Source organism: Burkholderia sp. WSM2230, from assembly GCF_000472445.1.
Lineage (GTDB): Bacteria > Pseudomonadota > Gammaproteobacteria > Burkholderiales > Burkholderiaceae > Paraburkholderia.
Map to the genome: position 1 here is coordinate 633,749 of NZ_AXAJ01000002.1, position 21,767 is coordinate 655,515.

The window sequence follows — 21,767 nt, forward strand, 5'->3', positions numbered from 1 at the left end:
ATGCCCGCACGAAGTGACAGCGGCGTGACTGTGGCCGGCGCAGCGGGCCCGGCTGCGCCTCGCGGGCAGCGCTGTGGACGATCAGCTTGGCACGGCTCGGCTCACGCCCACAGCGCTGCTACCGGCCGTAATTCACCACCATCTTCGCGCTGCCGATTGCCGCCGTGCCGATCTCGTGCTCGAACATCAGCGCCGGACGGCCTTGCCCGAGGCGAAGGTCGGCGGAATTCAGCGCATATACGGTGATCACATAGCGGTGCGGTTTGCCCGGCGGCGGGCAGGGCCCGCCATAGCCGTCGATGTCGAAGTCGTTGCGGGCTTCCACCGCGCCGAGCTTCTTCAGAAAGCCGGATGCGCTCGCGTTCTCCGGCAGGCTTGCGACGGTCGCCGGAATGCCCGCGACCGCCCAGTGCCACCAGCCGCGGCCCGGCGCGTCGGGGTCGAACATCGTGATCGCGAAACCGCGTGTGCCGGGCGGCGCGTCGCGCCACGTCAATTGCGGCGAGCGGTTGCCGCCCTTGCAGTCGTCCTGATCGAAAACCTGGGGAGAATTGACGGTGCCGCCGGCGCGGAAACTGGCGCTCGTCAGCGAAAACGCGCCCTCGGCTCGAGCGCTCGCACCATGCGCAAGCCAAAGCGCCATCCCAAGCGCGGCGCAGGCAAAAATCGGCAGGCGGCGAAACGGTGAAGCGTGCGAAACAACCAGGCAACGCAAGCGCATATGCCGGTTCTCCTGTGTCGATCCGAGCGAGCGCCTGGCGCCCCTTGGATGCGGTGCAGCATCAGGTCGCTGCGAAGGCGCGAGGCGCCTGCCTCGCGAAGTTTATTGTCCCGACTTTGTGTCTCAAGGGCGAATCAAGTCTAACATTAGCTGTACGATGCATCATTGTTGTGCGTCGGAGCGGATTGCAAGCCTAAAATCGGCTATAGTCGGAAGAATTTACGCGATGTGGCCCGTGTTCCTACTAGGTCCAACTGAACATTAAGAATAAGAAAGAATGTCTGAAGTTTTGGAGAGGGGTTTTCCTGTCGAGGTGCGGGCAATGCAAGACGTAGTCAAGGTCGTCATCGCGGACGATCATCCGGTCATCCTATTCGGCGCCGAACAGGCTTTGCTCAAGTTTCCCGGCATCCAGGTGGTCGCGAGAGCCAGGCAGTCGACGGAACTGATCAAGACGCTGCAAACCACCGAGTGCGACGTGCTCGTCACCGATCTCGCCATGCCGGGCGGCCAGTTCGGCGACGGTTTGCCGTTGATCGGCTACCTGCGCCGCAATTTCCCCAATCTTCCCATCGTCGTGCTGACGATGCTGGAGAACGCCGCATTGCTGCAGCGACTGCGCGAGCTGGGAGTGACCTCGGTCGTGAACAAGTCCGACGACTTGAGTCACATTGGGCTCGCGGTGCAGCACGTGAGCCGCCATCTGGAATATCTGAGCCCGTCGGTCAAGGCCTCGCTCGATGCCTTGCGCATGAACGCCGGCGGCAGGAGCGACGAGGTGATGCTGTCAAGGCGCGAACTGGAGGTCGTGCGCCTTTTCGTGTCGGGAATGACCATCAAGGAAATTTCCGAGCAACTGAACCGCAGCATCAAGACGATCAGCACGCAGAAAAACACGGCGATGCGCAAGCTCGGCATCGACCGCGATTCGGAACTGTTCCAGTACGCGCAAAGCAACGGCTTGTTGAACCTGTCGTCGCATTCCGCGGAAGATACAGGCGACCTCGCCTAGGGGCGCACGGCGCTTTTCGCCCGGCCAGGAGAAGAACTGCAGTTCAGAAAAAAGGCCGCCTGTCTTGCGACAGGCGGCCTTTCTGCTTGTGTCGATGCCTCGGAGCCGAGCTTCGCTTACTGCGGCGTGGAAGTCGCGCCGCCGTGCGCCGCCGACCATTCAGCCGGCGCGTGCAGGAATTTTTCGACTTCGTCGAGCGTCTTGCTGTCGAAATACTTGTTTTCCTTTGCGACGCGCAGCACGTCCCACCAGGTCGCGAGCGCGTGCAGATCGACGTCGATGTCTTTCAGCACCGACACGCTTTCCTTGAAGATGTTGTAGTGGAACAGCACGAAGCAGTGATTTACCGTGGCGCCGGCAGTGCGCAGCGCATTGATGAAGTTGATCTTGCTGCGGCTGTCCGTGGTCAGGTCTTCGACCAGCAGGACACGCTGACCTTCGGTCAGAAGACCCTCGATCTGCGCATTGCGGCCAAAGCCCTTCGGCTTCTTGCGCACGTATTGCATCGGCACCATCAACCGGTCGGAGAGCCATGCCGCGAACGGAATGCCCGCAGTTTCGCCGCCGGCCACCGCGTCGATCTGCTCATAGCCGACGTCGCGCAGGATCGTGGTTTCCGCCATTTCCATCAGGCCGCGGCGCACGCGCGGATAAGAAATCAGCTTGCGGCAATCGATATAAACCGGGCTCGCCCAGCCGGACGTGAAAATGTACGGTTTCTCCGCGTTGAAGTGTACTGCTTGTACCTCGAGCAGCATCTTGGCGGTGGTGTCGGAGATCGTCTGGCGATCGAAGCCTGTCATGGGGCGGATCCTTGGGGTTGAGCGGGGAGAAGCGGGCGCGAAGCCCGTTGGCGCAGCAAGCGGGATATGCCGCGCCGTGCTGGGCGGAATATGCAGCCGGCCAGTGGAGGCTGGCCGGTTTTTGCTGCGCGCGTAGGCCGACATTTTACCGGAAACGGGTCCTGCCGAGGAGGCTCACGTACGAACAGCAGCGATGCGGCGGCGCAGCACGTCTGGCGGGTGTTTCGCCGATGGCGAGCCGCATTAACCAGTCGGTGCATCGACACGCGCGGGGTGTACACTAACCGACCCGCGTAGCACTCCGCACCGTCCCGCCCTCCGCCGAGGACCGACGCCGCGCCCAACCGGCGCACGCGAAAAGCGCCTCGGTCGATTATCCATTCGATACAAAGAAGCGCCACCGGGCGTGCGGTGTGCCGGCCCAAATTTCTTACGTCTCGCAGGCAAAAAATGGACGAACAACTGAAGCAAAGCGCTCTCGCGTATCACCAGAACCCGAAGCCCGGCAAGATTTCGGTCACGCCGACCAAGCCGCTGTCGAACCAGCTCGACTTGTCTCTCGCGTATTCGCCGGGCGTGGCCGCGGCCTGTATGGCGATCCACGACGAGCCGCTCGACGCGCAAAAGTACACCTCGCGCGGCAACCTCGTCGGCGTGATCACGAACGGCACGGCCGTGCTCGGCCTCGGCAACATCGGCCCGCTCGCGGCGAAGCCGGTCATGGAAGGCAAGGGCTGTCTCTTCAAGAAGTTCGCCGGCATCGACGTGTTCGACATCGAGCTGTCCGAGTCCGATCCCGACAAACTGGTCGAAGCCATTGCAATGCTCGAGCCCACGCTCGGCGGCATCAACCTGGAAGACATCAAGGCGCCCGAGTGCTTCTACATTGAGAAGAAGCTGCGCGAGCGCATGAAGATTCCGGTCTTTCACGACGATCAGCACGGCACGGCGATCATCGCGTCCGCGGCGATTCTGAACGGCCTGAAAGTGGTCGGCAAGCAGCTCGACAGCGTGAAACTGGTTTGCTCGGGCGCGGGCGCGGCGGCTATCGCGTGTCTGGATCTGCTCGTGAACCTGGGCTTGTCGAAAGACAACATTCTCGTCGTCGACTCCAAGGGCGTGATTTACGAAGGCCGCGGCAACCTCGATCCGTCGAAGGAACGCTATGCGGCGAACACCGAGGCGCGCACGCTGGGTGACGCGATTCGCGGCGCGGACGTGTTCCTCGGCTGCTCGAGCGCCGGCGTGCTGAAGCCGGAAATGGTCGCCGAAATGGGAACGCAGCCGCTGATTCTCGCGCTCGCCAATCCGGAGCCGGAAATCCGGCCGGAAGAGGCGAAGAAAGTGCGCCCGGACTGCATCATCGCGACCGGCCGTTCGGACTATCCGAACCAGGTCAATAACGTGCTGTGCTTCCCGTTCATTTTCCGCGGCGCGCTGGATGTCGGCGCGACCACCATCACGGAAGAAATGAAGCTCGCGTGCGTGCGCGCGATCGCCGAACTGGCAGAAGAAACCGATCAGGGCGATGAAGTCGCGAAGGCGTATGAAGGACATTCGCTCGAATTTGGTCCGGAATATCTGATTCCGAAGCCGTTCGATCCGCGTCTCATCATCAAGATCGCGCCGGCCGTCGCGCAAGCGGCCATGGATTCGGGCGTGGCGACCCGTCCGATCAAGGACATGGACGCGTATCGCGAAGAGCTCGGCACCACCGTGTATCGCACCGGCATGGTGATGCGTCCGGTGTTCGCGGCGGCGAAGTCCGAGCCGGCGCGCATCGTGTTCGCCGAAGGCGAGGACGAACGCGTGCTGCGCGCCGCGCAATTCGTGCTGCTGGAAAAGATCGCCAAGCCGATCCTGGTCGGCCGTCCGTCGGTGATCGAAATGCGCCTGAAGAAGATGGGCTCGAAGCTGAAGTGCGGCGAAGACTTCGAGATCGTCGATCCGGAAGACGATCCGCGCTACCAGCAGTGCTGGCAGGCGTATCACGAACTGGGCGCGCGCGAAGGCGTCACGCCGGACGTGGCGAAGGCGGCCATGCGCAAGTTCAACACGCTGATCGGCTCGATCCTCGTGCGCCTGGGCGAAGCCGACGGCATGATCTGCGGGATGATCGGCCAGTACCACACGCATCTGCAGTTCATCGAGCAGGTGCTGGGCAAGGCGGACAACGTGCAGAACTTCGCCGCGATGAATCTGCTGATGCTGCCGGGCCGCAATCTGTTCATCTGCGACACGTATGTGAACGAAGTGCCGACGGCCGAACAGCTCGCCGACATGACCATGCTGGCCGCGCGCGAAATCGAGAAGTTCGGCATCACGCCGAAGGTCGCGCTGCTGTCCAACTCAAACTTCGGCAGCGCGCCGTCTTCGTCGTCGCAGCGCATGGCCGCGGCTCGCAAGCTGATTGTCGAACGCGCCCCCACGCTTGAAATCGACGGTGAAATGCACGGCGACGCGGCGCTGTCAGAAGTGGTCCGCAAGGCCGCCTTCCCCGGCACGACGCTGTCGGGCGAAGCCAACCTGCTGATCATGCCGAACGTGGAAGCGGCGAACATCGCTTACAACCTGCTAAAAATGGTCGGCGGCGAAGGCGTGACGGTCGGGCCGTTCCTGCTCGGCGCTGAGAAGCCGGTCCACGTGCTGACGCCGGCTGCGACGGTGCGCCGGATCATCAACATGACCGCGGTGGCTTCGGCGAACGCGCGCAAGTCGGTGAACGGCAAGTAGTCGAAGCGGCGCCTGCTGCGCGGGCCGCGATAGGCCCCGCGAAAAGAAAAACGCCACGGAACCTCAGGTTCCGTGACGTTTTTTCATGCGCCGCGCCGGCGCCGTCGCGTAAGGGACAGCGCGCGGCGCGCGGTGGCTGCCGTCAAGCCGCGTGCTGCGTCGTTCCCGCTTGCGGCGAGCGCCAGCGTGCGAGCAGGTCGTTCCACTTCACGCGCACACCCTTCAGGTTGTTTTCCTTGATGTGCCCGAATCCGCGGATGCCGTCCGGCAGATTCGCGAGTTCAATTGCCAGCTCGCGGTTCTGCGCGGTCAGCCCGCTTATCAGTTCGCGGACCAGCGCTTCATACTCGCCAATCAGCGCGCGCTCGGTGCGCCGCTCTTCCGTCTTGCCGAAGATGTCGAGCGCGGTACCGCGCAGGAACTTCAGCTTCGCCAGCACGTGCATCGCGCTGAACACCCACGGGCCGTACTTCTTCTTGATCAGATGACCTTGGGCGTCCTTCTTCGAGAACATCGGCGGCGCGAGGTGGATGTGCAGCTTCCAGTCGCCCTCGAAGTTCGCTTTCAGCTTTTCGATAAACGCGGGATCGCTGTAAAGGCGGGCGACTTCGTACTCGTCCTTGTAAGCCATCAGCTTATGCAGGTTCTTCGCGACGGCTTCTGTGAGCGGCAGTTGGCCGTCGTTTGAATCAAGCGCCGATTCCGCGGCACGCACTTGTGAGACCAGCGCGCGATAACGGTCGGCATACGCGCTGTTTTGCCAGGCCGCGAGGTAGGCCGCGCGTTTGTCGATCAGCGTGTCGAGCGCTTTGGGCGTGTGCAGCGAAATGATCTTGCTGCTTGCCGCGTCAGCCGCAGCACCCGTGCCTTGCGATTGCGCGAACCGGCGCACGGCCGCCGCATCGTGTGCCGCGCGACGGCCCCATTCGAATGCCGCGCGGTTTTTCTCGACCTGCACGTTGTTCAGTTCGATCGCGCGCATCAGCGACTGATAGGTGAGCGGCACCCAGCCGCGCTGCCATGCATAGCCGAGCACGAACGGATTCGTGTAAATCGCATCGCCGAGCAGAGCGACCGCGAAGTGGTTTGCGTCCACCGTGTCGACGCAATCGTCGCCGGCGCCCGCCCGCACGTCGGCTTCGGTGCTGCTGCCCGGGAAGCGCCAGTTCGGGTTCTTGATGAGCTCGGCGGTCGGCGTATGCGCGCTATTCAGCACCACGCGCGTCTGACCGGCTTGCATGCGCGACACGCATTCGTCGCTTGCCGTCACGATCGCGTCGCAGCCGATCACGAGACTCGCTTCGCCCATCGCAATGCGAGTGGCGTGGATGTCGTCGGGCTTGTTCGCGATCTGCACATGGCTCATCACGGCGCCGCCCTTTTGCGCCAGGCCGGTGACGTCCAGCACTGTGACACCCTTGTTCTCCAGATGCGCGGCCATGCCGAGCAGCGCGCCGATGGTCACGACGCCCGTGCCGCCCACACCGGTCACGAGCACGCCGTAAGGACGGTCGATAGACGGCAGCGCGGGCTCCGGCACCGGCGGCATGGCGTCGCCGACAATGCCGGACGCCGCTTTCGGCTTACGCAACTGACCGCCTTCCACGGACACAAAGCTCGGGCAAAAGCCGTTCACGCACGAGAAGTCCTTGTTGCACGTGGACTGATTGATCTGCCGCTTCGTGCCGTATTCAGTGTCGAGCGGCTCGACCGACAGACAGTTCGACTTCACCGAGCAGTCGCCGCAACCTTCGCACACCGCCTCGTTGATGACGACGCGCCGCGCCGGGTCCGGATACGCGCCGCGTTTCCTGCGGCGGCGCTTTTCGGTCGCACAAGTCTGGTCGTAGATCAGGATCGTCGTGCCGGGAATCTCGCGCAACTGGCGTTGCACTTCGTCGAGCTTGTCGCGATGGTGAATGTCGATGCCCGGCGCGAGGCCAACGTTCCCCGAGTATTTTTCGGGCTCATCGGTCACGATCACGATTTTCGACGCGCCTTCCGCGGCGAGCTGATGCGTGATCTGCGGCACGGTCAGTACGCCGTCGACCGGCTGGCCGCCCGTCATCGCGACTGCATCGTTGTAGAGCAGCTTGTAGGTGATGTTCGCCTTGGATGCGATCGCCGCGCGAATCGCCAGCAAGCCCGAGTGGAAGTAGGTGCCGTCGCCGAGATTGGCGAACACGTGCTTGTCGTTGGTGAACGGCGCCTGGCCGATCCACGCGACGCCTTCGCCGCCCATCTGGCTGAAGGTGCTCGTGCTGCGGTCCATCCACACCGTCATGTAGTGGCAGCCGATGCCAGCCATCGCCCGCGAGCCTTCCGGCACGTTCGTCGACGTGTTGTGCGGGCAGCCCGAGCAGAACCACGGCTTGCGCTCGACTTCCACACGCGGGCGCGCGAGCGCCTTTTCCTTGGCTTCGATCACGGCGATGCGCGCAGCGATGCGCGCGCGCACGTCGGACGGCAGGTCGAACTTCGCGAGCCGCGCGGCGATCGCCTTCGCGATGATCGCGGGCGACAGTTCGTAATGCGCCGGCAGCAGCCAGTTGCCCATTGGCACCGACCATTCGCCGCCCGCACCGTCTTTTTCGTCGAACTTGCCGAATACGCGCGGGCGTTGTGTGTCAGGCCAGTTGTACAGCTCTTCCTTGATCGCGTATTCGAGAATCTGACGCTTTTCTTCTACCACCAGAATTTCGTCTAGGCCGCGTGCGAAGGCTTGCGCGCCTTGCGCTTCGAGCGGCCACACGCAGCCGACTTTGTACAGGCGGATGCCGATACGCGCGCAGGTTTCGTCGTCGAGGCCGAGGTCGGTCAGCGCCTGGCGCACGTCGAGATACGCCTTGCCGCCGGTCATGATGCCGAAGCGCGCGTGCGGCGAATCAATTTCGACGCGGTCGAGTTTGTTCGCGCGCACGTACGCGAGCGCCGCGTACCACTTGTAGTCGAGCAGACGCGCTTCCTGAACCAGCGGCGGGTCCGGCCAGCGGATGTTTAGCCCGCCCTCGGGCATGGCGAAGTCTTCGGGAAGCACGATTTTCGTACGATGCGGGTCGATATCCACGGAAGCCGAGGACTCGACCACGTCGGTCACGCACTTCATCGCGACCCACAGGCCGGAATAGCGGCTCATCGCCCAGCCGTGCAAACCGAAGTCGAGATATTCCTGCACGTTCGACGGGAACAGCACCGGCAGGCCGCACGCCTTGAAGATATGTTCCGACTGATGCGCGAGCGTCGAGGATTTGGCTGCGTGATCGTCGCCGGCCAGCACCAGCACACCGCCGTGCCGCGACGATCCTGCGGAATTGCCGTGCTTGAACACGTCGCCGGAACGGTCGACGCCCGGGCCTTTGCCGTACCACATCGAAAACACGCCGTCGTATTTGGCGCTGGGATACAGATTCACCTGCTGCGAACCCCAGACGGCGGTGGCCGCGAGGTCTTCGTTGACGCCGGGCTGGAACACGACCTGGTGCGCGGCGAGATGCTGTTTCGCCTTCCAGAGGGACTGGTCGAGTCCGCCGAGCGGTGATCCGCGGTAACCGGAGATGAAGCCAGCCGTGTTGAGGCCGGCGGCGCGGTCGCGTTCCTGCTGCAACATCGGCAGACGCACCAGCGCCTGGATGCCGCTCATGTACGCGCGGCCGCGTTCCAGGGTGTATTTGTCGTCGAGCGTGACGGAAGATAGCGCGGCTTCGAGCGAGGCTCGCTGGCCGGCGTCTAGCGGGGCATTCATTATGTGTACTCCTCCACCCAGTTTGGGATCGCCAAAACTTTTTGGGCCGCGGCATCTTGTGAATGCGTATGGCCGGGGTCGCCATATTGACGTGTTTTAAGTGATGGTAGCACTGGTGAAAACCCGCCGCATCGCTCCGGAAATTTCCCGGGGCGAAAGCGTCCGGCGGGCCTTCATGCCTATTGCGTAGTCTTGCGAAGTTCGGTCAAGCTGCCTTGGGCAGGCGGTGTAACAAGCTGTAAAAGCTACAAGTTCGCGGAACCGCAGAGGACGCGTCTGTCTAACCGGCACCTGTGAGCAATGTCTGTGTAACGCGTCGCATGTTGCGGCGCTTCAGGACAACAGGGCAGTTAGAAAAGGAGTACGCATGAACACTAGAAATATCCAGACCTTCCTGATGGTTTCGGCCGCCTTTTTCGCAATGAGCGCACCGGTGCGTTCAAACGCGAGCACCGGGGCGTCGGCTGGCGCGATCAGCCGCTCGGCGCTTGTTGCGCCTGCGCGTATCGCCATTGACCGCGTCGCGCGCGAGAGCGCGTCTCGCAAGGAAGACCAGAATTCATGACTCGCTGCTGATGCGGCGGGTTGATGGCTTAATTAGCCGCTGCTGATAGTCGGGCAGCGGCGCAAACGACAAGGGCGAGGATCGTGAGATCCTCGCCCTTGTCGTTTTGCCAGCGCGTCGCTTTGTCACCGCATTTTCAGCGCTTGTTGGGCGTGCAGTATCAGCGGTCGGCGCGAGGCACCCGGCGCGCTAGCGCTTCAGGTCTTGTCCTGCACGACGCCGCGGCGAATCTGATCCAGTTCGATCGATTCGAACAGCGCCTTGAAGTTGCCCTCGCCGAAGCCCTGGTTGCCCTTGCGCTGAATGATCTCGAAGAAAATCGGGCCGATCTGGTTCTCGGTGAAGATTTGCAGCAGCAAGTCGTCCGGCGCGCCGTCGATCAGGATCTTGCGCTTGCGCAGTTCCTCGAGCGGCTCGCCGTGGTTAGGCACGCGGCGGTCGACCAGTTCGTAGTAGGTGTCGATCGTGTCGAGCAGCGAGATTTTCGACGCGCGCAGGCCGTCGACGGTACGATAAATGTCGTTGCTGCCGAGCGCGATGTGCTGGATGCCTTCGCCGTGATACGCGTCCAGATATTCCTGAATCTGCCCGGACGTTTCCGAACCTTCCTCGTTGATTGGAATGCGGATCTTGCCGCACGGCGACGTCATTGCTTTGGACTTCACACCCGTCACCTTGCCTTCGATGTCGAAGTAACGCACTTCGCGGAAGTTGAAGAGCCGCTCGTAGAACTCGGCCCATTCCTGCATGCGGCCGCGGTGGACGTTGTGCGTCAGGTGGTCGATGTAGGTCAGGCCGTGACCGACGGGGTTGGGATTCGCGCCGGGAATCGGCTCGAAGTCCACGTCGTAGATATCGATGTTGCCGACGCTGCCCGGTGCCGCGCCGTTCTTGCCGCGCCAGCGGTCGACGAAATAGATGAGCGAATCGCCGATGCCCTTGATGGCCGGAATGTTCAGCTCCATCGGGCCCGTCTTGTTGTCGAAGCCCCATGCGCCTTTTTCGATCGCCTGCTTGTAGGCCTTCGCCGCGTCCTGAACCCGGAACGCGATCGCGCAGATTGACGGGCCATGCAGGCGCGCGAAGCGTTGCGCGAACGAATCCGGCTCCGCGTTAACGATAAAGTTGATTTCGCCCTGACGATAAAGCGTCACATCCTTATGACGATGGCGCGCGACAGCCGTGAAACCCATCTGCTCGAACAGTTTGCCGAGCGCCTTGGGATCGGGCGCCGTGTATTCGATGAATTCAAAGCCGTCAGTGCCGACGGGGTTTTCCCAGGTTGGAACCTGCATTGTCTGTCTCCATGTCGAGGGCGCCCGGCGCCAGGAATCGCGCGCGCCGAATGCGAAACGGCGCGACCGAATGACGCAAGTGTAAAGGCCACATCGCGCCCGAAACTTGCGAACTTAATCGCGCGGCCATAGAGTTGCGCTAATTTGTAGCTCAATTCCACGATACGACGGCAGAAAATGGCCAATATAGAGATAGACGCAATCGACCGGCGTATTCTAACGATCCTTCAGGAAAATGGCCGCTTGTCGAACCAGGAAATCGCCGAGCGCATCAACCTTTCGCCGAGCCCGTGCTTGCGGCGCATACGGCGGCTGGAAGAGAGCGGGGTGATTCGCGGCTACGTCGCATTGCTGGACGCTCAGCGCCTTGGGCTTGATCTGCTTGCGTACGTCAATGTCCGACTCGAGAAGCGCGGCGGTTCGGCTCTCAGCCCGCGCGGCGAGGCGACCCACGCCGATCTGTTCCGCGCGGCCGTCCAGACCTGGCCGGAAGTCGTGGCCTGTCACGCAATGACCGGCGACATGGACTATCTGCTACGGGTTCAGGTGGAAGACATGGCGCACTTTTCGCGCTTCGTGCAGGACCAACTGCTGCATCATCCGTCGGTGATCGACGTCAAAACAAGCTTCTCGCTGGAAACCATCAAGGAGACGACGGCGCTACCCATCTTATGAAGACGCGTGGGTTCGGGCGCTTTCTGCGCGCGCGGCAACAAAAAGGGCAGCGGTAAGGCTGCCCTTCTTTTATTCGCGAGATACGCGAGATTCAGGCGGCGGCGGTGGCCGGCATGAAAGTCTCGAGCAAGCGGGACGCACGACGTGCCTGGCGCTTGAGCGCGTAGTCGAACACTGCGGCCTGTTCCTGCAGCATTTCGGTGATGATGCTGGTCTGGTCCGCCGGCGGCAGCGTCAGATAAGCGTCCGCTTCGCCATATGCATACTCGATCTTCATGCCCGCTTTCTTCGCGATGTGCATCATCGTCGAGTTGCGTGACAGGCAGTGCATGTAGAGCATGGTGACATGCGTGTTACGGCTGCGAATGGCCGCACGCTCGAACAGCCTGGAACCGATACCCTGGCCGCGCACGCTTTCCAGCACAGAAACGCCAAACTCGGCGGTGCGCTTGTCGCCTTCCGCCGGCAGGTAAGCGAGATGGCCGACGCCGGTCAGCTGCAATTGATCGTTGAACACGCCGAACACAGTGTCGCGGGTGAAGTCGATAGCGCGCACATAATTCTCGATGACGTGGTCGGGCACCACCTGCCCGAAGCGCAGCAGGCGGTCGTCTTCGTCGAGTGCGAGGAAGTGCGTCAGTAGCCGCTCGCGGTCGGCGGCGGTGAGTTCCCGGACCAGAGCAGGCGTACGTCCGGCTGGCAGCGACACGCGATCGTGCGCGACGATCGGCTTGGCGGCGCGGGGTGTAATCATGTTCATGGTCAGGTTCTCCTTTTCGTCAGGCGGCGTTGGTGCACCGCAAAAACGATTTTAGCGGAAACCTTGCCCTGACACTAGGGAAAACCCGTATCAAAATTTGAAGCCTGCGCCTAATTCGTTTGCTCGCGCTGGGCAACCTACTGATTTCTATATGAAATTTAAAAAGAACGAGCGTTCTTGAGAGACTGTCGTGGATATGCAACCCGGGCAATTAGCCGCATTGCATATTGCTGTGGTGCGCAATCACGCGGGCGCCGAGCCGAGCCCGTGGTCGACCATGCTCACCACCTGCTCGGCAAATTCCCGGTAGCCCATGCGTCCGCCAGGCTTGAGCCAGGTGAACGTCCAGTTGATCATGCCGAACACCATCATCGTGAGCGCCGTCTGGTTTTCTCGCGTGGCGCGCTCGGGGTAGGCACGCGCGAGCTGCCGCGCAAACGCGGCCACGACGTCGCGCTGGCGGTTCAGGATCACCTCGCGCTGCGCGTCGACGAGATACTTCACGTCGTTGAGAAGCGCGACGTGCCGGCTGTGCGAGGTTTCATATTCCGAGAGAAACGCGCGGATCAGTTCGGCGAACGTCTCGCGCTCCGTCAGGCCGCGCCGCTGACTCGCCCCTTCCACCTCGGCGATGATCAGCATCAGCCGTTTGGTGTAGCGGTCCAGCAAATCGAAGAGGATCGCTTCCTTGCTCTCGTAGTAGTGATAGAGGCGCGCCTTCGAGGTGCCGCTCGCCGCCGCAAGATCGGACATAGACGTGCTGGGGTAGCTCGTCTGCGCAAACTTGGCCGCGGCGAGTTCGAGGATCTGTTCGCGCTGGGTTTCGTGGTCGGGGGCTCGGGTGCGGGCCATGGTCGTCTGCTATTTTGTTTGCTTATTAGTGTGGACAGAGTGTGAGTGCCGCGCACAGTTCGAGCGTGCGCCAGGCGCTCGCGTCGCCGCGCAGCCTGATCCGGCGGATGGCGGCCAGTTCCCGAAAACGCCACAGCACAATGTTGTCGCTGACGAGAAAACCAAGCTCCGCGGTCATGACTTCCGCGGCCACTCGCGCGGCCGGCTGCCATTCGCCGCTGACGTGCTCGAGTATGAGCGCGTCGAGATCGGCGAAACTGCCGCTCGTAAAAGTGTTGTCGCGCCAGCGCCGCGTCTCGCCATTCGCATGCTTCGCTTCCTGCCATTCGAGCGCGAGCCGGCTGATGCGCAGCACGGAGATGGGCGCCGCGTCGGGCAAACGCGCCTGCAACACGGCCGGCGCGAACATGCCGACGGAGGTCGCCCGATCCTTGCGGCTGTGCGCCCAGGCGCCGTTGTCCGTGAGATCGCGAATCGACAGGCGAACTTCATTCAGACGCTGCGGATGATTGCGCAGGTAGTAGCAGACACGGCGCAGCATCAATTGATCAGATGCGCTTTCGCCGTGCCACACCAGCAGATTCGCTTCGCCGCGCACGATGGCTTCCAGGGCCGCCGCCTGCTCACGGAATTCGCGGACGAAGTCGCGTTTGGTGTCCGCGCTCACGCGGTCCCAGAACGCCGCGCGCACTTCGGGGCTGTCGTCGATGCCGCGCAATGGGCCGACCGCCAGATCGTCGCGCAGTGAGTGCACGCGATCGTCGCGGCCCGCTTCGCGCAACGCCGTGCGCAATGATTCCGCGGCGACATCGCCGTTGGTCAGGTGGATCGTGCTCATCGGCCGTGTTGGTTTTTGGTGGGCGATTGACAAAGGGCCGCTCGCGAGGCGGACCGGCATGGTCCGACGGCGAGCGGCCCCTAGTGTAAGCGGATCGCGGAACGGCTCAAAGCAAAGCGGGCGCACGCGGCCGGAGCGCGCTCAACGTTCGTCGTAGCTCACCACGACGCGATCGCTGACCGGATGGCATTGGCACGTCAAGACGAATCCGTCGCGGATCTCGTGCTCTTCCAGCGTGAAGTTCTTTTCCATCTTCACTTCGCCTTCCACCACTTTGGCGCGGCAGGTGCAGCAAACGCCGCCTTTGCAGGCGTACGGCAGCGCGAGCCCGGCACGCAAGCCGACGTCGAGCACGCTCACGCCCTGATACGGCAGGCGCAGCTTGCGGCGCTTTCCGTCGAGCACGATTTCGAGGTCGGCCGCGGGCGTGTCTTCGGTGATTTCGATGGGCGGCACGCCCGCTTGCGGCAGCGGCGAGCCGAAGCGCTCCACATGCACTTTTTCCGGCGGCACGCCGGCGGCTTTGAGCGCGGCCTCGGCGGCGTCCATCATCGGCGCGGGGCCGCAAATAAAGGCTTCGTCGATGGAACCGGCGGGCACCAGGCTCTCGAGAAACGACGCGCATTTCTTCTGGTCGAGCACGCCATTGAACAGTTCGACGTCCTGTAGGTCGTCGGACAGCACGTGATACAGCACGAAGCGGTTCATGAAGCGGTTCTTCAGATCTTCGAGTTCTTCCGCGAACATGATCTGGTCGACGCTGCGGTTGCCGTAAATCAGCGTGAACGTGCTGCGCGGCTCGACCTCGAGCGTCGTCTTGATGATGGCGAGCACCGGCGTGATGCCCGAGCCGCCCGCAAACGCGACGTATTGCTGGCCGTGGTCCGCGTTCAGATGCGTGAAGAAGCGGCCGTCGGGCGTCATCACGTCGATCGTGTGGCCCGGCTGAAGGGTGTCGAAGGCGAAGTTCGAGAAGCGCCCGCCGCGCACGCGTTTGATGCCGATGCGCAGTTCGCCGTCGCGGTCGTAGTCGGTGACGCCCACGCAGATCGAATAGGAGCGGCGTGTTTCCTCTCCGTCGATATGCGTTTTCAGCGTCACGAACTGGCCTTGCGTGAAGCGATAAAGCTCGCGCAGTTCGGCGGGGACTTCGAAGGCGACCGAGACCGAGTCGGCGGTTTCTGGCCGCACTTCGCGAATACGCAGCGGATGGAATTGCGGGGTAGCCATATCAGTAGGGTTTGAAATAGTCGAAGGGTTCGCGGCAGTCGAGGCAGCGGTACAAGGCCTTGCAGGCGGTCGAGCCAAATTGCGCGAGACGCTCGGTATGCGCCGAGCCGCAGCGCGGGCACGAAGGCGCCGGCAGCGCGCGCGGCACGAAGCGCAGCACTTTTTCCTGCGGCCCGGACCCCGATCCGGCCGCCGATCCGCAATTGCCCGTGGGCGGCGCGATGCCGTAGGCACGCAGTTTGTCGCGCGCTTCGGCGGTCATCCAGTCGGTGGTCCACGCGGGCGCGAGCACCGTGGCGATGCGATACGGCGCGAGCCCGGCGACGTCGAGCGCGTGGGCGACGTCTTCTGCGATCTGCGACATGGCCGGGCAACCGGAGTAGGTCGGCGTGATCACGACCTCGAGCGCGCCGTCGTCGGCTCGACGAACATCGCGCAGAATGCCGAGTTCGCGGATGGACACCACCGGAATCTCGGGATCGGGCACGGCTTCGAGCACCGCCCACGCGCGTTCTAGCGTGGCGTCAGTGTCAGTGTCGGCGGCGAGGGGCGCGGTCGAGGTTGTCATGGTCGAGTCGGCAGAGTTATCACGGTTACCACGTCGCGCCGGGATGCTGGCGCGCGAGGCTTTGCATCTCGGCGAGCACGAAGCCCATGTGCTCGGAATGTTCGCCGAGCTTGCCGGTCGGCACGTGCTTGACCGGCTCGGGAAGCGTGAGCGTGGCTTGCTCGAGCGTGGCGCGCACGTCGTCGAGCCAGGCGGCTTCGAGATCGGCGGTGAGCGGTCCAATGCCTGCGGCGGCAATCGTTTCCTCGACGGCGTCCGCGCTGAAAAACTCGCGCGTGTACGGCATCAGATAGTCCAGCGCGGCCTGCGCGCGGCGGTGCGATTCCTCGGTGCCGTCACCGAAACGGATCAGCCATTCGCTCGCATGATGCACGTGGTAGCTCGTCTCCTTGATCGACTTGGAGGCGATTGCGGCAAGCTGCGTGTCCGTCGATTGCGTGAGCGCCGTCCACAGATGCGCCATCAGCGTCGAGTAAAGAAAATTGCGCACGATCGTGACCGCGTAGTCCTTCCCCGCCTGTGCCGTCGCGGACAGCGGGCCGTAATGCGGCAGTTCGACGAGCGTGTAATTGGCGAACTCGCGCTCGGCGCGGAAGTACGCGTAGTCGTCCTCGGTGCGGGTCGTGTCGGTGAGCTGCTGCTCGAGCGAGGCCGCGTGCGTGTAAAGCAGGCGCGCCTGGCCGATCAGATCTAGGCTCATGTTCGACAGCGCGATGTCCTCTTCGAGAATCGGGCCGTGGCCGCACCACTCGGTGTTGCGCTGACCGAGAATCAGCGCGGTATCCGCGAGACGCAGCACGTATTTCAGGTGTTGGGGCGTAATAGTCATGGCCGCCCTTACATGTGGTTGACTTCGTCGGGGAGCGTGTAGAACGTCGGATGGCGGTAGATCTTGTCGCCGGCCGGTTCGAACAGTTCTGCCTTGTCTTGCGGCGCGGACGCCGTGATGGCCGAAGACGGCACGACCCAGATGCTCACGCCTTCCTGGCGGCGCGTATAGACGTCGCGCGCCATGCGCAGCGCCATTTGCGCGTCGGCGGCGTGCAAGCTCCCGCAGTGTTTATGGTCGAGTCCCTGCTTGCTGCGCACGAACACTTCCCAAATCGGCCATTCCTTGTTCATCGTGATCTCCTGATTCCTTGCAGGTCCCGCCGTGTGTCAGGCGGCGTGCTGTTGTGCGCGTTGGCGTTGCTTTTCGGCGTGAGCGATCGCGGCTTCGCGAACCCAGGCGCCGTCGTCATGGGCTTTGACGCGCGTGCTGAGACGTTCGCGATTGCATGGGCCGTCGCCATTCACGACGCGCCAGAACTCTTCCCAGTCGATGTCGCCGTAGTCGTAGTGGCCGCGCGCCTCGTTCCATTTGAGTTGCGGGTCGGGCAGCGTGACGCCGAGCACCTTGGCCTGCTCGACCGTGGCGTCGACGAATTTCTGGCGCAGGTCGTCATTCGAAATGCGCTTGATGCCCCATTTCGACGACTGATTGCTGTGGATTGATTCCTTGTCGCTCGGGCCAAACATCATCAGCACCGGCCACCACCAGCGGTTCACCGCTTGCTGGACCAGTTCGCGCTGCGCGTCGGTGCCGGACATCATCGCCATGAGCGCGTCGAAACCCTGGCGCTGGTGGAACGACTCTTCCTTGCAGATGCGGATCATCGCCCGGGCATACGGGCCGTAAGTGCAACGGCACAGCGGAATCTGATTCATGATCGCGGCGCCGTCCACCAGCCAGCCGATCACGCCGACGTCCGCCCACGTGGGCGTCGGGTAATTGAAGATGCTCGAATATTTGGCCTTGCCCGAATGCAGCGCCGCGATCAACTGGTCGCGCGAAACACCGAGCGTCTCAGCCGCGCTATATAGATAGAGACCGTGGCCGGCTTCGTCCTGCACCTTTGCGAGCAGAATCGCCTTGCGCTTCAGGCTCGGTGCGCGCGTAATCCAGTTGCCTTCCGGCAGCATGCCGACGATCTCGGAATGCGCGTGCTGCGAGATCTGGCGCACCAGCGTCTTGCGGTAGGCGTCGGGCATCCAGTCCTGTGGTTCGATCTTGCCGTCCGCGGCCATTACGGCGTCGAACTGCGCCTGCTCCGGCGAACTCGCGCCGGGTTCCAGCGGGGCCACGTTGCCGGGAATATCCAAGGATTGCGTGTACATGGGGACGCCCTTCTGCGGGAGTTGTCGGGTTTGCACAGTATAAACCAACCGACCGGTCGGTTAATAAGTTTTTTGAGACGACATGCTCCAGCCGATAGGGCGCCCGCGAACTCATCGGCCGATTGCTTTGTGCCAAGGCCCCGCGCGGACGCTTAACCTATAAAATTGCGAACTGGCCGCGATTTGCGGCCCTCCCTGCATCCCCGGTACTTCATGTTACGTCTAAGCGAAATCAAACTCCCGCTCGATCACCCTGAGAGCGCGCTCGACGCCGCCGTGCGCGCGCGACTCGCGGAACTCGGCGTGCCGCGCGACGGCCTCGTCCGCTACACCGTGTTCCGGCGCGCCCACGATGCGCGCAAGCGCGCCGACATCAAGCTCACCTATATCGTCGATGTCGAGGTGAAGGACGAAGCGGCAGCGCTCAAGCGCATTGCCGACGTGCCGCATTGCGCGGTGACGCCCGACATGACTTACCGGTTTGTCGCCAAGGCGCCGGCGCAGCTTGCCGGGCCGCGCCCGGTGGTGATCGGCATGGGGCCGTGCGGGCTGTTCGCCGGGTTGATCCTCGCGCAAATGGGCTTCCGGCCGATCATCCTCGAGCGCGGCAAGGCGGTGCGCGAGCGCACCAAGGACACCTTCGGGCTATGGCGCAAGTCGGTGCTGAATCCGGAGTCGAACGTGCAGTTCGGCGAAGGCGGCGCGGGCACGTTTTCCGACGGCAAGCTCTACAGCCAGATCAAGGACCCGAAGCACTACGGGCGTAAGGTGCTGGACGAGTTCGTGCGTGCCGGCGCGCCGGAGGACATTCTGTACCTGAGCCGGCCGCACATCGGCACGTTCCGCCTGGTCAGCATGGTCGAGAAGATGCGCGCGACCATCCACGAACTGGGCGGCGAGGTGCGTTTTGAGACGCGAGTGGACGATATCGACATCGATCAGGGAAAAGTGCGCGGGCTCAAACTCTCGACGGGCGAGACGCTGCGCTGCGACCACGTCGTGCTCGCGGTCGGCCACAGCGCGCGCGATACCTTTCAGATGCTGCACGATCGGGGCGTCTATATCGAAGCGAAGCCGTTCTCGCTCGGGTTCCGGATCGAGCATCCGCAGGGCGTGATTGACCGCAGCCGGTTCGGCAAGTTTGCCGGTCACAAGCAACTGGGCGCCGCCGACTATAAGGTCGTGCATCACTGCAGCAACGGGCGCGCAGTGTACAGCTTCTGCATGTGCCCCGGCGGCACGGTGGTCGCGGCGACCTCGGAGCCTGGGCGCGTGGTAACCAATGGCATGAGCCAGTATTCCCGGGCTGAGCGCAATGCGAACGCGGGAATCGTCGTGGGCATTACGCCCGACGACTATCCTGGCGGGCCGCTTGCCGGCATCGCGTTTCAGCGCAAATGGGAAGAACGGGCGTTCGAACTCGGCGGCGGCAACTATATGGCGCCGGGCCAACTGGTCGGCGATTTCATTGCCGGGCGACCGTCCACGTCGCTGGGTTCGGTCGTGCCATCTTATAAGCCTGGCGTGCACCCCACAGATCTGAGCACGGCGCTTCCTGACTACGTGATCGAGGCGATCCGCGAAGCTCTCCCGCAGATGGACAAGAAGATTGCTGGCTTTGCGATGCATGACGCCGTGCTGACGGGCGTCGAGACAAGGACGTCGTCGCCGATCCGGGTGCGCCGCCGGGACGATTATCAGAGCATGAACGTCGAGGGGCTGTATCCGGCCGGCGAGGGGGCGGGTTACGCTGGCGGGATCTATTCGGCGGCTATCGACGGGATCGAGGTGGCGGAAGCGCTGGCTTTGAAGATGAGCGCGGGGCTGCAGGCGCGGTGAAGTGTAGGTGGTCCGCGCGGGTTGGCGGCTGTGGGTTGCTTGGCGGCTTCGGGTGGCTGTAAGGGCTGGTTGCCCAGGCGACGGTAGGCGGGGGACACGCGCGAATACGGAAAAACAGGGCGAATAGGGCGAATAGGGCAAACACGGCGAACACGGCAAACAGGGCGGCGGCCTACGCGAATCGTGCACAATGCCCGTTTCGCCCCAAGTCAAATACTGGAATGACCATTCGCTCCCTGGCCGCGGCATGCGGCGCTGCGCTACTTTGTCAGTTTGCTGTTTCCCTGCCCGCCGCGGCCGCTGAAACCTCGTCGCATTGGGTCACCGCATGGGCGACCGCGCTGCAAGCCATTCCTCAGCGCAGCGACCTCCCGACGCTGTACCGCGCGCCGGAAGTCGCGGGGCGCACCGTCCGTCAGATTGTTTATCCGACGCTATCGGGAAAGTCTGCCCGAATCCACCTGAGCAACGAGTACGGCACGACTCCGCTGACGATCGAAGACCTGCGCATCGCGCGATCGTCGGGCGGCGCGGCGGTGTCAGACAGCGGTGCGGCGCGCGTGACCTTTGGCGGAAAGGGAAGCGTGAGCGTTCCGCCGGGCCGTGAGCTGGATAGCGACCCAATTGCGATTAACGTCGCCCAGGGCGCACCTTATGCGATCAGCGCGTTCATGGGGCCGGAGCAGCGCATTGTGGCGTGGCACCGCGTTTCCAATCAGCTAAATTACGTCTCCGCGCCCGGCAATCACACGGCAGACGCGTCGGCAGAAGCTTTTCGCGGACGCTTCACTCAATATTTGTGGGTGACGGGGCTGTCCGTCGATGCAGCGCCCGAATCGGCCGCAGTCGCGGCAATCGGCGATTCGATCACGGACGGCATGCGCTCCAGCCTGAATCAGAACCGCCGCTGGCCCGACATGCTCGCCCGACGGCTGGCCAGTTCGGGGAGCCGGTCGGTGGCGGTGCTCAACTTGGGTATTAGCGGCAACCGGCTGCTGAACGATTCTCCCTGCTATGGCGAAGCGCTGGTCACGCGTTTTGGCCGGGACGTGCTCGAGCGGCCTGGCGTGAAGGCCGTGGTATTGCTGATCGGTATCAACGATATCAATTTCGCGGCGATGCCGGCGCGCAGCGGTCTGGACTGTGATTTCCCGCATGCTTCGGTGACGGCCGCCGACCTGATCGCTGGCTATCAGCGGGTAATCGCGGCCGCGCGGCATGCAGGAGTGAAAGTGTTTGGGGGAACGTTGACGCCCGCGGCGCTTCCGTCGCAGCGGGAAAATGTCCGGCTCGCCGTCAACCAGTGGATCCGGTCAAGCCATGCTTTCGATGGCGTGGTGGATTTCGACGCCGCACTGCGGGATCCGGCCCGGCCGGACCATCTGCAGCGCAAGTACGACAGCGGTGACCACATCCATCCGAGTGATGCAGGTTACGCGGCGATGGGCGACGCGATTCCGATCGATGCGGTCGTGAATTCGGCGCGCAAGTGAGGCGCCAAAAAAGTTTTCATGGAACCCTTGTCATATGGCTGTGAGTGACCTAGTATTCCGCTCCTCGTTTGCGAACGAGGGCCGCGGCGGAAACCAGCGGTGATGGCGTCAACGAAGTTTTAAGCGAAAGCGAAAAATACAGTTGACGAACCATGAAAGAGTGTTCATAATCTCGTTTCTCTGCTGCTGATGCAGCGACGCAGAACGAAGTGGTGCCGGGTAGTTGGAACAGGCGCTTGCGGAGTATGCGAACCGATCTTTAAAAACTAACAGCCGATAAGTGTGGGCGCTTGATGCGCGACGCGAGCCGGGTTCTTCGGAGCCGGGCGTAAAGCGAAAGTATCAAGTCTCACACAGTAATGAAAGGAAGGTTTTTCTGTCGGAAGATGGAGAGATCATTCGTCAGTACGTTGAGTGAGCGACCGGTTCTTAACGGAACCGAAAACAGTAACAGGTTTGAACTGAAGAGTTTGATCCTGGCTCA

18 protein-coding genes are annotated in these 21,767 nt (G+C 62.8%); 6 read left to right on the forward strand and 12 right to left on the reverse strand.

Annotated elements, in window-relative coordinates; genetic code table 11:
- Window positions 1-118 precede the first annotated feature (118 nt).
- Window positions 119-721: a YbhB/YbcL family Raf kinase inhibitor-like protein gene (locus A3AC_RS0108415; RefSeq protein WP_025598335.1), complete on the reverse strand. Its 603-nt coding sequence runs from the start codon at window positions 719-721 to the stop codon at window positions 119-121.
- Window positions 722-1,043: 322 nt separating this feature from the next.
- On the opposite strand from A3AC_RS0108415, the gene A3AC_RS0108420 reads away from it, so the two are divergent.
- Entirely contained in the window at window positions 1,044-1,733 is a 690-nt protein-coding gene (locus A3AC_RS0108420; RefSeq protein ID WP_025598336.1) for a response regulator, read from the forward strand.
- A 116-nt stretch (window positions 1,734-1,849) separates the two neighbouring features.
- On the opposite strand, the gene A3AC_RS0108425 is transcribed toward A3AC_RS0108420, so the two are convergent.
- Window positions 1,850-2,536 carry an orotate phosphoribosyltransferase gene (locus A3AC_RS0108425; protein ID WP_013340765.1) on the reverse strand — a complete coding sequence of 229 codons (687 nt, stop codon included), beginning with the start codon at window positions 2,534-2,536 and terminating at the stop codon, window positions 1,850-1,852.
- A 450-nt stretch (window positions 2,537-2,986) separates the two neighbouring features.
- Here A3AC_RS0108425 and A3AC_RS0108430 point away from each other — a divergent pair, with 450 nt between their 5' ends.
- Window positions 2,987-5,269: an NADP-dependent malic enzyme gene (locus A3AC_RS0108430; protein WP_025598337.1), complete on the forward strand. Its 2,283-nt coding sequence runs from the start codon at window positions 2,987-2,989 to the stop codon at window positions 5,267-5,269.
- A 142-nt stretch (window positions 5,270-5,411) separates the two neighbouring features.
- Here the strand turns inward: A3AC_RS0108430 and A3AC_RS0108435 are convergent, their stop codons facing one another.
- Window positions 5,412-9,011 carry an indolepyruvate ferredoxin oxidoreductase family protein gene (locus tag A3AC_RS0108435; RefSeq protein ID WP_025598338.1) on the reverse strand — a complete coding sequence of 1,200 codons (3,600 nt, stop codon included), beginning with the start codon at window positions 9,009-9,011 and terminating at the stop codon, window positions 5,412-5,414.
- 367 nt (window positions 9,012-9,378) lie between these two features.
- Between A3AC_RS0108435 and A3AC_RS0108440 the strand changes: the two genes are divergently transcribed.
- On the forward strand, window positions 9,379-9,576 hold the full coding sequence (locus tag A3AC_RS0108440) for a hypothetical protein (RefSeq protein WP_025598339.1): 198 nt from the start codon (window positions 9,379-9,381) through the stop codon (window positions 9,574-9,576).
- Window positions 9,577-9,773: 197 nt separating this feature from the next.
- On the opposite strand, the gene hppD is transcribed toward A3AC_RS0108440, so the two are convergent.
- Window positions 9,774-10,871: a 4-hydroxyphenylpyruvate dioxygenase gene (gene hppD, locus A3AC_RS0108445; RefSeq protein WP_025598340.1), complete on the reverse strand. Its 1,098-nt coding sequence runs from the start codon at window positions 10,869-10,871 to the stop codon at window positions 9,774-9,776.
- 177 nt (window positions 10,872-11,048) lie between these two features.
- On the opposite strand from hppD, the gene A3AC_RS0108450 reads away from it, so the two are divergent.
- Window positions 11,049-11,546, forward strand: a complete 498-nt coding sequence (locus tag A3AC_RS0108450; RefSeq protein WP_025598341.1) for an Lrp/AsnC family transcriptional regulator — start codon at window positions 11,049-11,051, stop codon at window positions 11,544-11,546.
- A gap of 91 nt (window positions 11,547-11,637) precedes the next feature.
- Here the strand turns inward: A3AC_RS0108450 and A3AC_RS0108455 are convergent, their stop codons facing one another.
- From A3AC_RS0108455 to paaA, 8 genes are all read right to left on the reverse strand, one after another.
- Complete coding sequence (locus tag A3AC_RS0108455) at window positions 11,638-12,306, reverse strand: GNAT family N-acetyltransferase (RefSeq protein ID WP_025598342.1); 669 nt, start codon at window positions 12,304-12,306, stop codon at window positions 11,638-11,640.
- 243 nt (window positions 12,307-12,549) lie between these two features.
- Window positions 12,550-13,158: a TetR/AcrR family transcriptional regulator gene (locus tag A3AC_RS0108460; protein WP_025598343.1), complete on the reverse strand. Its 609-nt coding sequence runs from the start codon at window positions 13,156-13,158 to the stop codon at window positions 12,550-12,552.
- A gap of 25 nt (window positions 13,159-13,183) precedes the next feature.
- On the reverse strand, window positions 13,184-13,996 hold the full coding sequence (locus A3AC_RS0108465) for a DUF1835 domain-containing protein (RefSeq protein ID WP_025598344.1): 813 nt from the start codon (window positions 13,994-13,996) through the stop codon (window positions 13,184-13,186).
- 141 nt (window positions 13,997-14,137) lie between these two features.
- Complete coding sequence (paaE, locus tag A3AC_RS0108470) at window positions 14,138-15,226, reverse strand: 1,2-phenylacetyl-CoA epoxidase subunit PaaE (protein WP_025598345.1); 1,089 nt, start codon at window positions 15,224-15,226, stop codon at window positions 14,138-14,140.
- 1 nt (window position 15,227) lies between these two features.
- On the reverse strand, window positions 15,228-15,794 hold the full coding sequence (gene paaD, locus A3AC_RS0108475) for a 1,2-phenylacetyl-CoA epoxidase subunit PaaD (RefSeq protein ID WP_025598346.1): 567 nt from the start codon (window positions 15,792-15,794) through the stop codon (window positions 15,228-15,230).
- Window positions 15,795-15,819: 25 nt separating this feature from the next.
- Entirely contained in the window at window positions 15,820-16,623 is an 804-nt protein-coding gene (gene paaC, locus A3AC_RS0108480; protein WP_025598347.1) for a 1,2-phenylacetyl-CoA epoxidase subunit PaaC, read from the reverse strand.
- Window positions 16,624-16,631: 8 nt separating this feature from the next.
- Window positions 16,632-16,916 carry a 1,2-phenylacetyl-CoA epoxidase subunit PaaB gene (gene paaB, locus A3AC_RS0108485; protein WP_013340753.1) on the reverse strand — a complete coding sequence of 95 codons (285 nt, stop codon included), beginning with the start codon at window positions 16,914-16,916 and terminating at the stop codon, window positions 16,632-16,634.
- A 36-nt stretch (window positions 16,917-16,952) separates the two neighbouring features.
- Window positions 16,953-17,951 (reverse strand): 1,2-phenylacetyl-CoA epoxidase subunit PaaA, encoded by a 999-nt coding sequence (gene paaA, locus A3AC_RS0108490; RefSeq protein WP_025598348.1) that lies wholly within the window; start codon window positions 17,949-17,951, stop codon window positions 16,953-16,955.
- Window positions 17,952-18,164: 213 nt separating this feature from the next.
- Between paaA and A3AC_RS0108495 the strand changes: the two genes are divergently transcribed.
- Together A3AC_RS0108495 and A3AC_RS0108500 are read left to right on the forward strand one after the other, a co-directional pair.
- Window positions 18,165-19,790 (forward strand): NAD(P)/FAD-dependent oxidoreductase, encoded by a 1,626-nt coding sequence (locus A3AC_RS0108495; RefSeq protein ID WP_025598349.1) that lies wholly within the window; start codon window positions 18,165-18,167, stop codon window positions 19,788-19,790.
- 221 nt (window positions 19,791-20,011) lie between these two features.
- Window positions 20,012-21,283: an SGNH/GDSL hydrolase family protein gene (locus A3AC_RS0108500; protein ID WP_025598350.1), complete on the forward strand. Its 1,272-nt coding sequence runs from the start codon at window positions 20,012-20,014 to the stop codon at window positions 21,281-21,283.
- The last annotated feature ends 484 nt before the right edge of the window (window positions 21,284-21,767 follow it).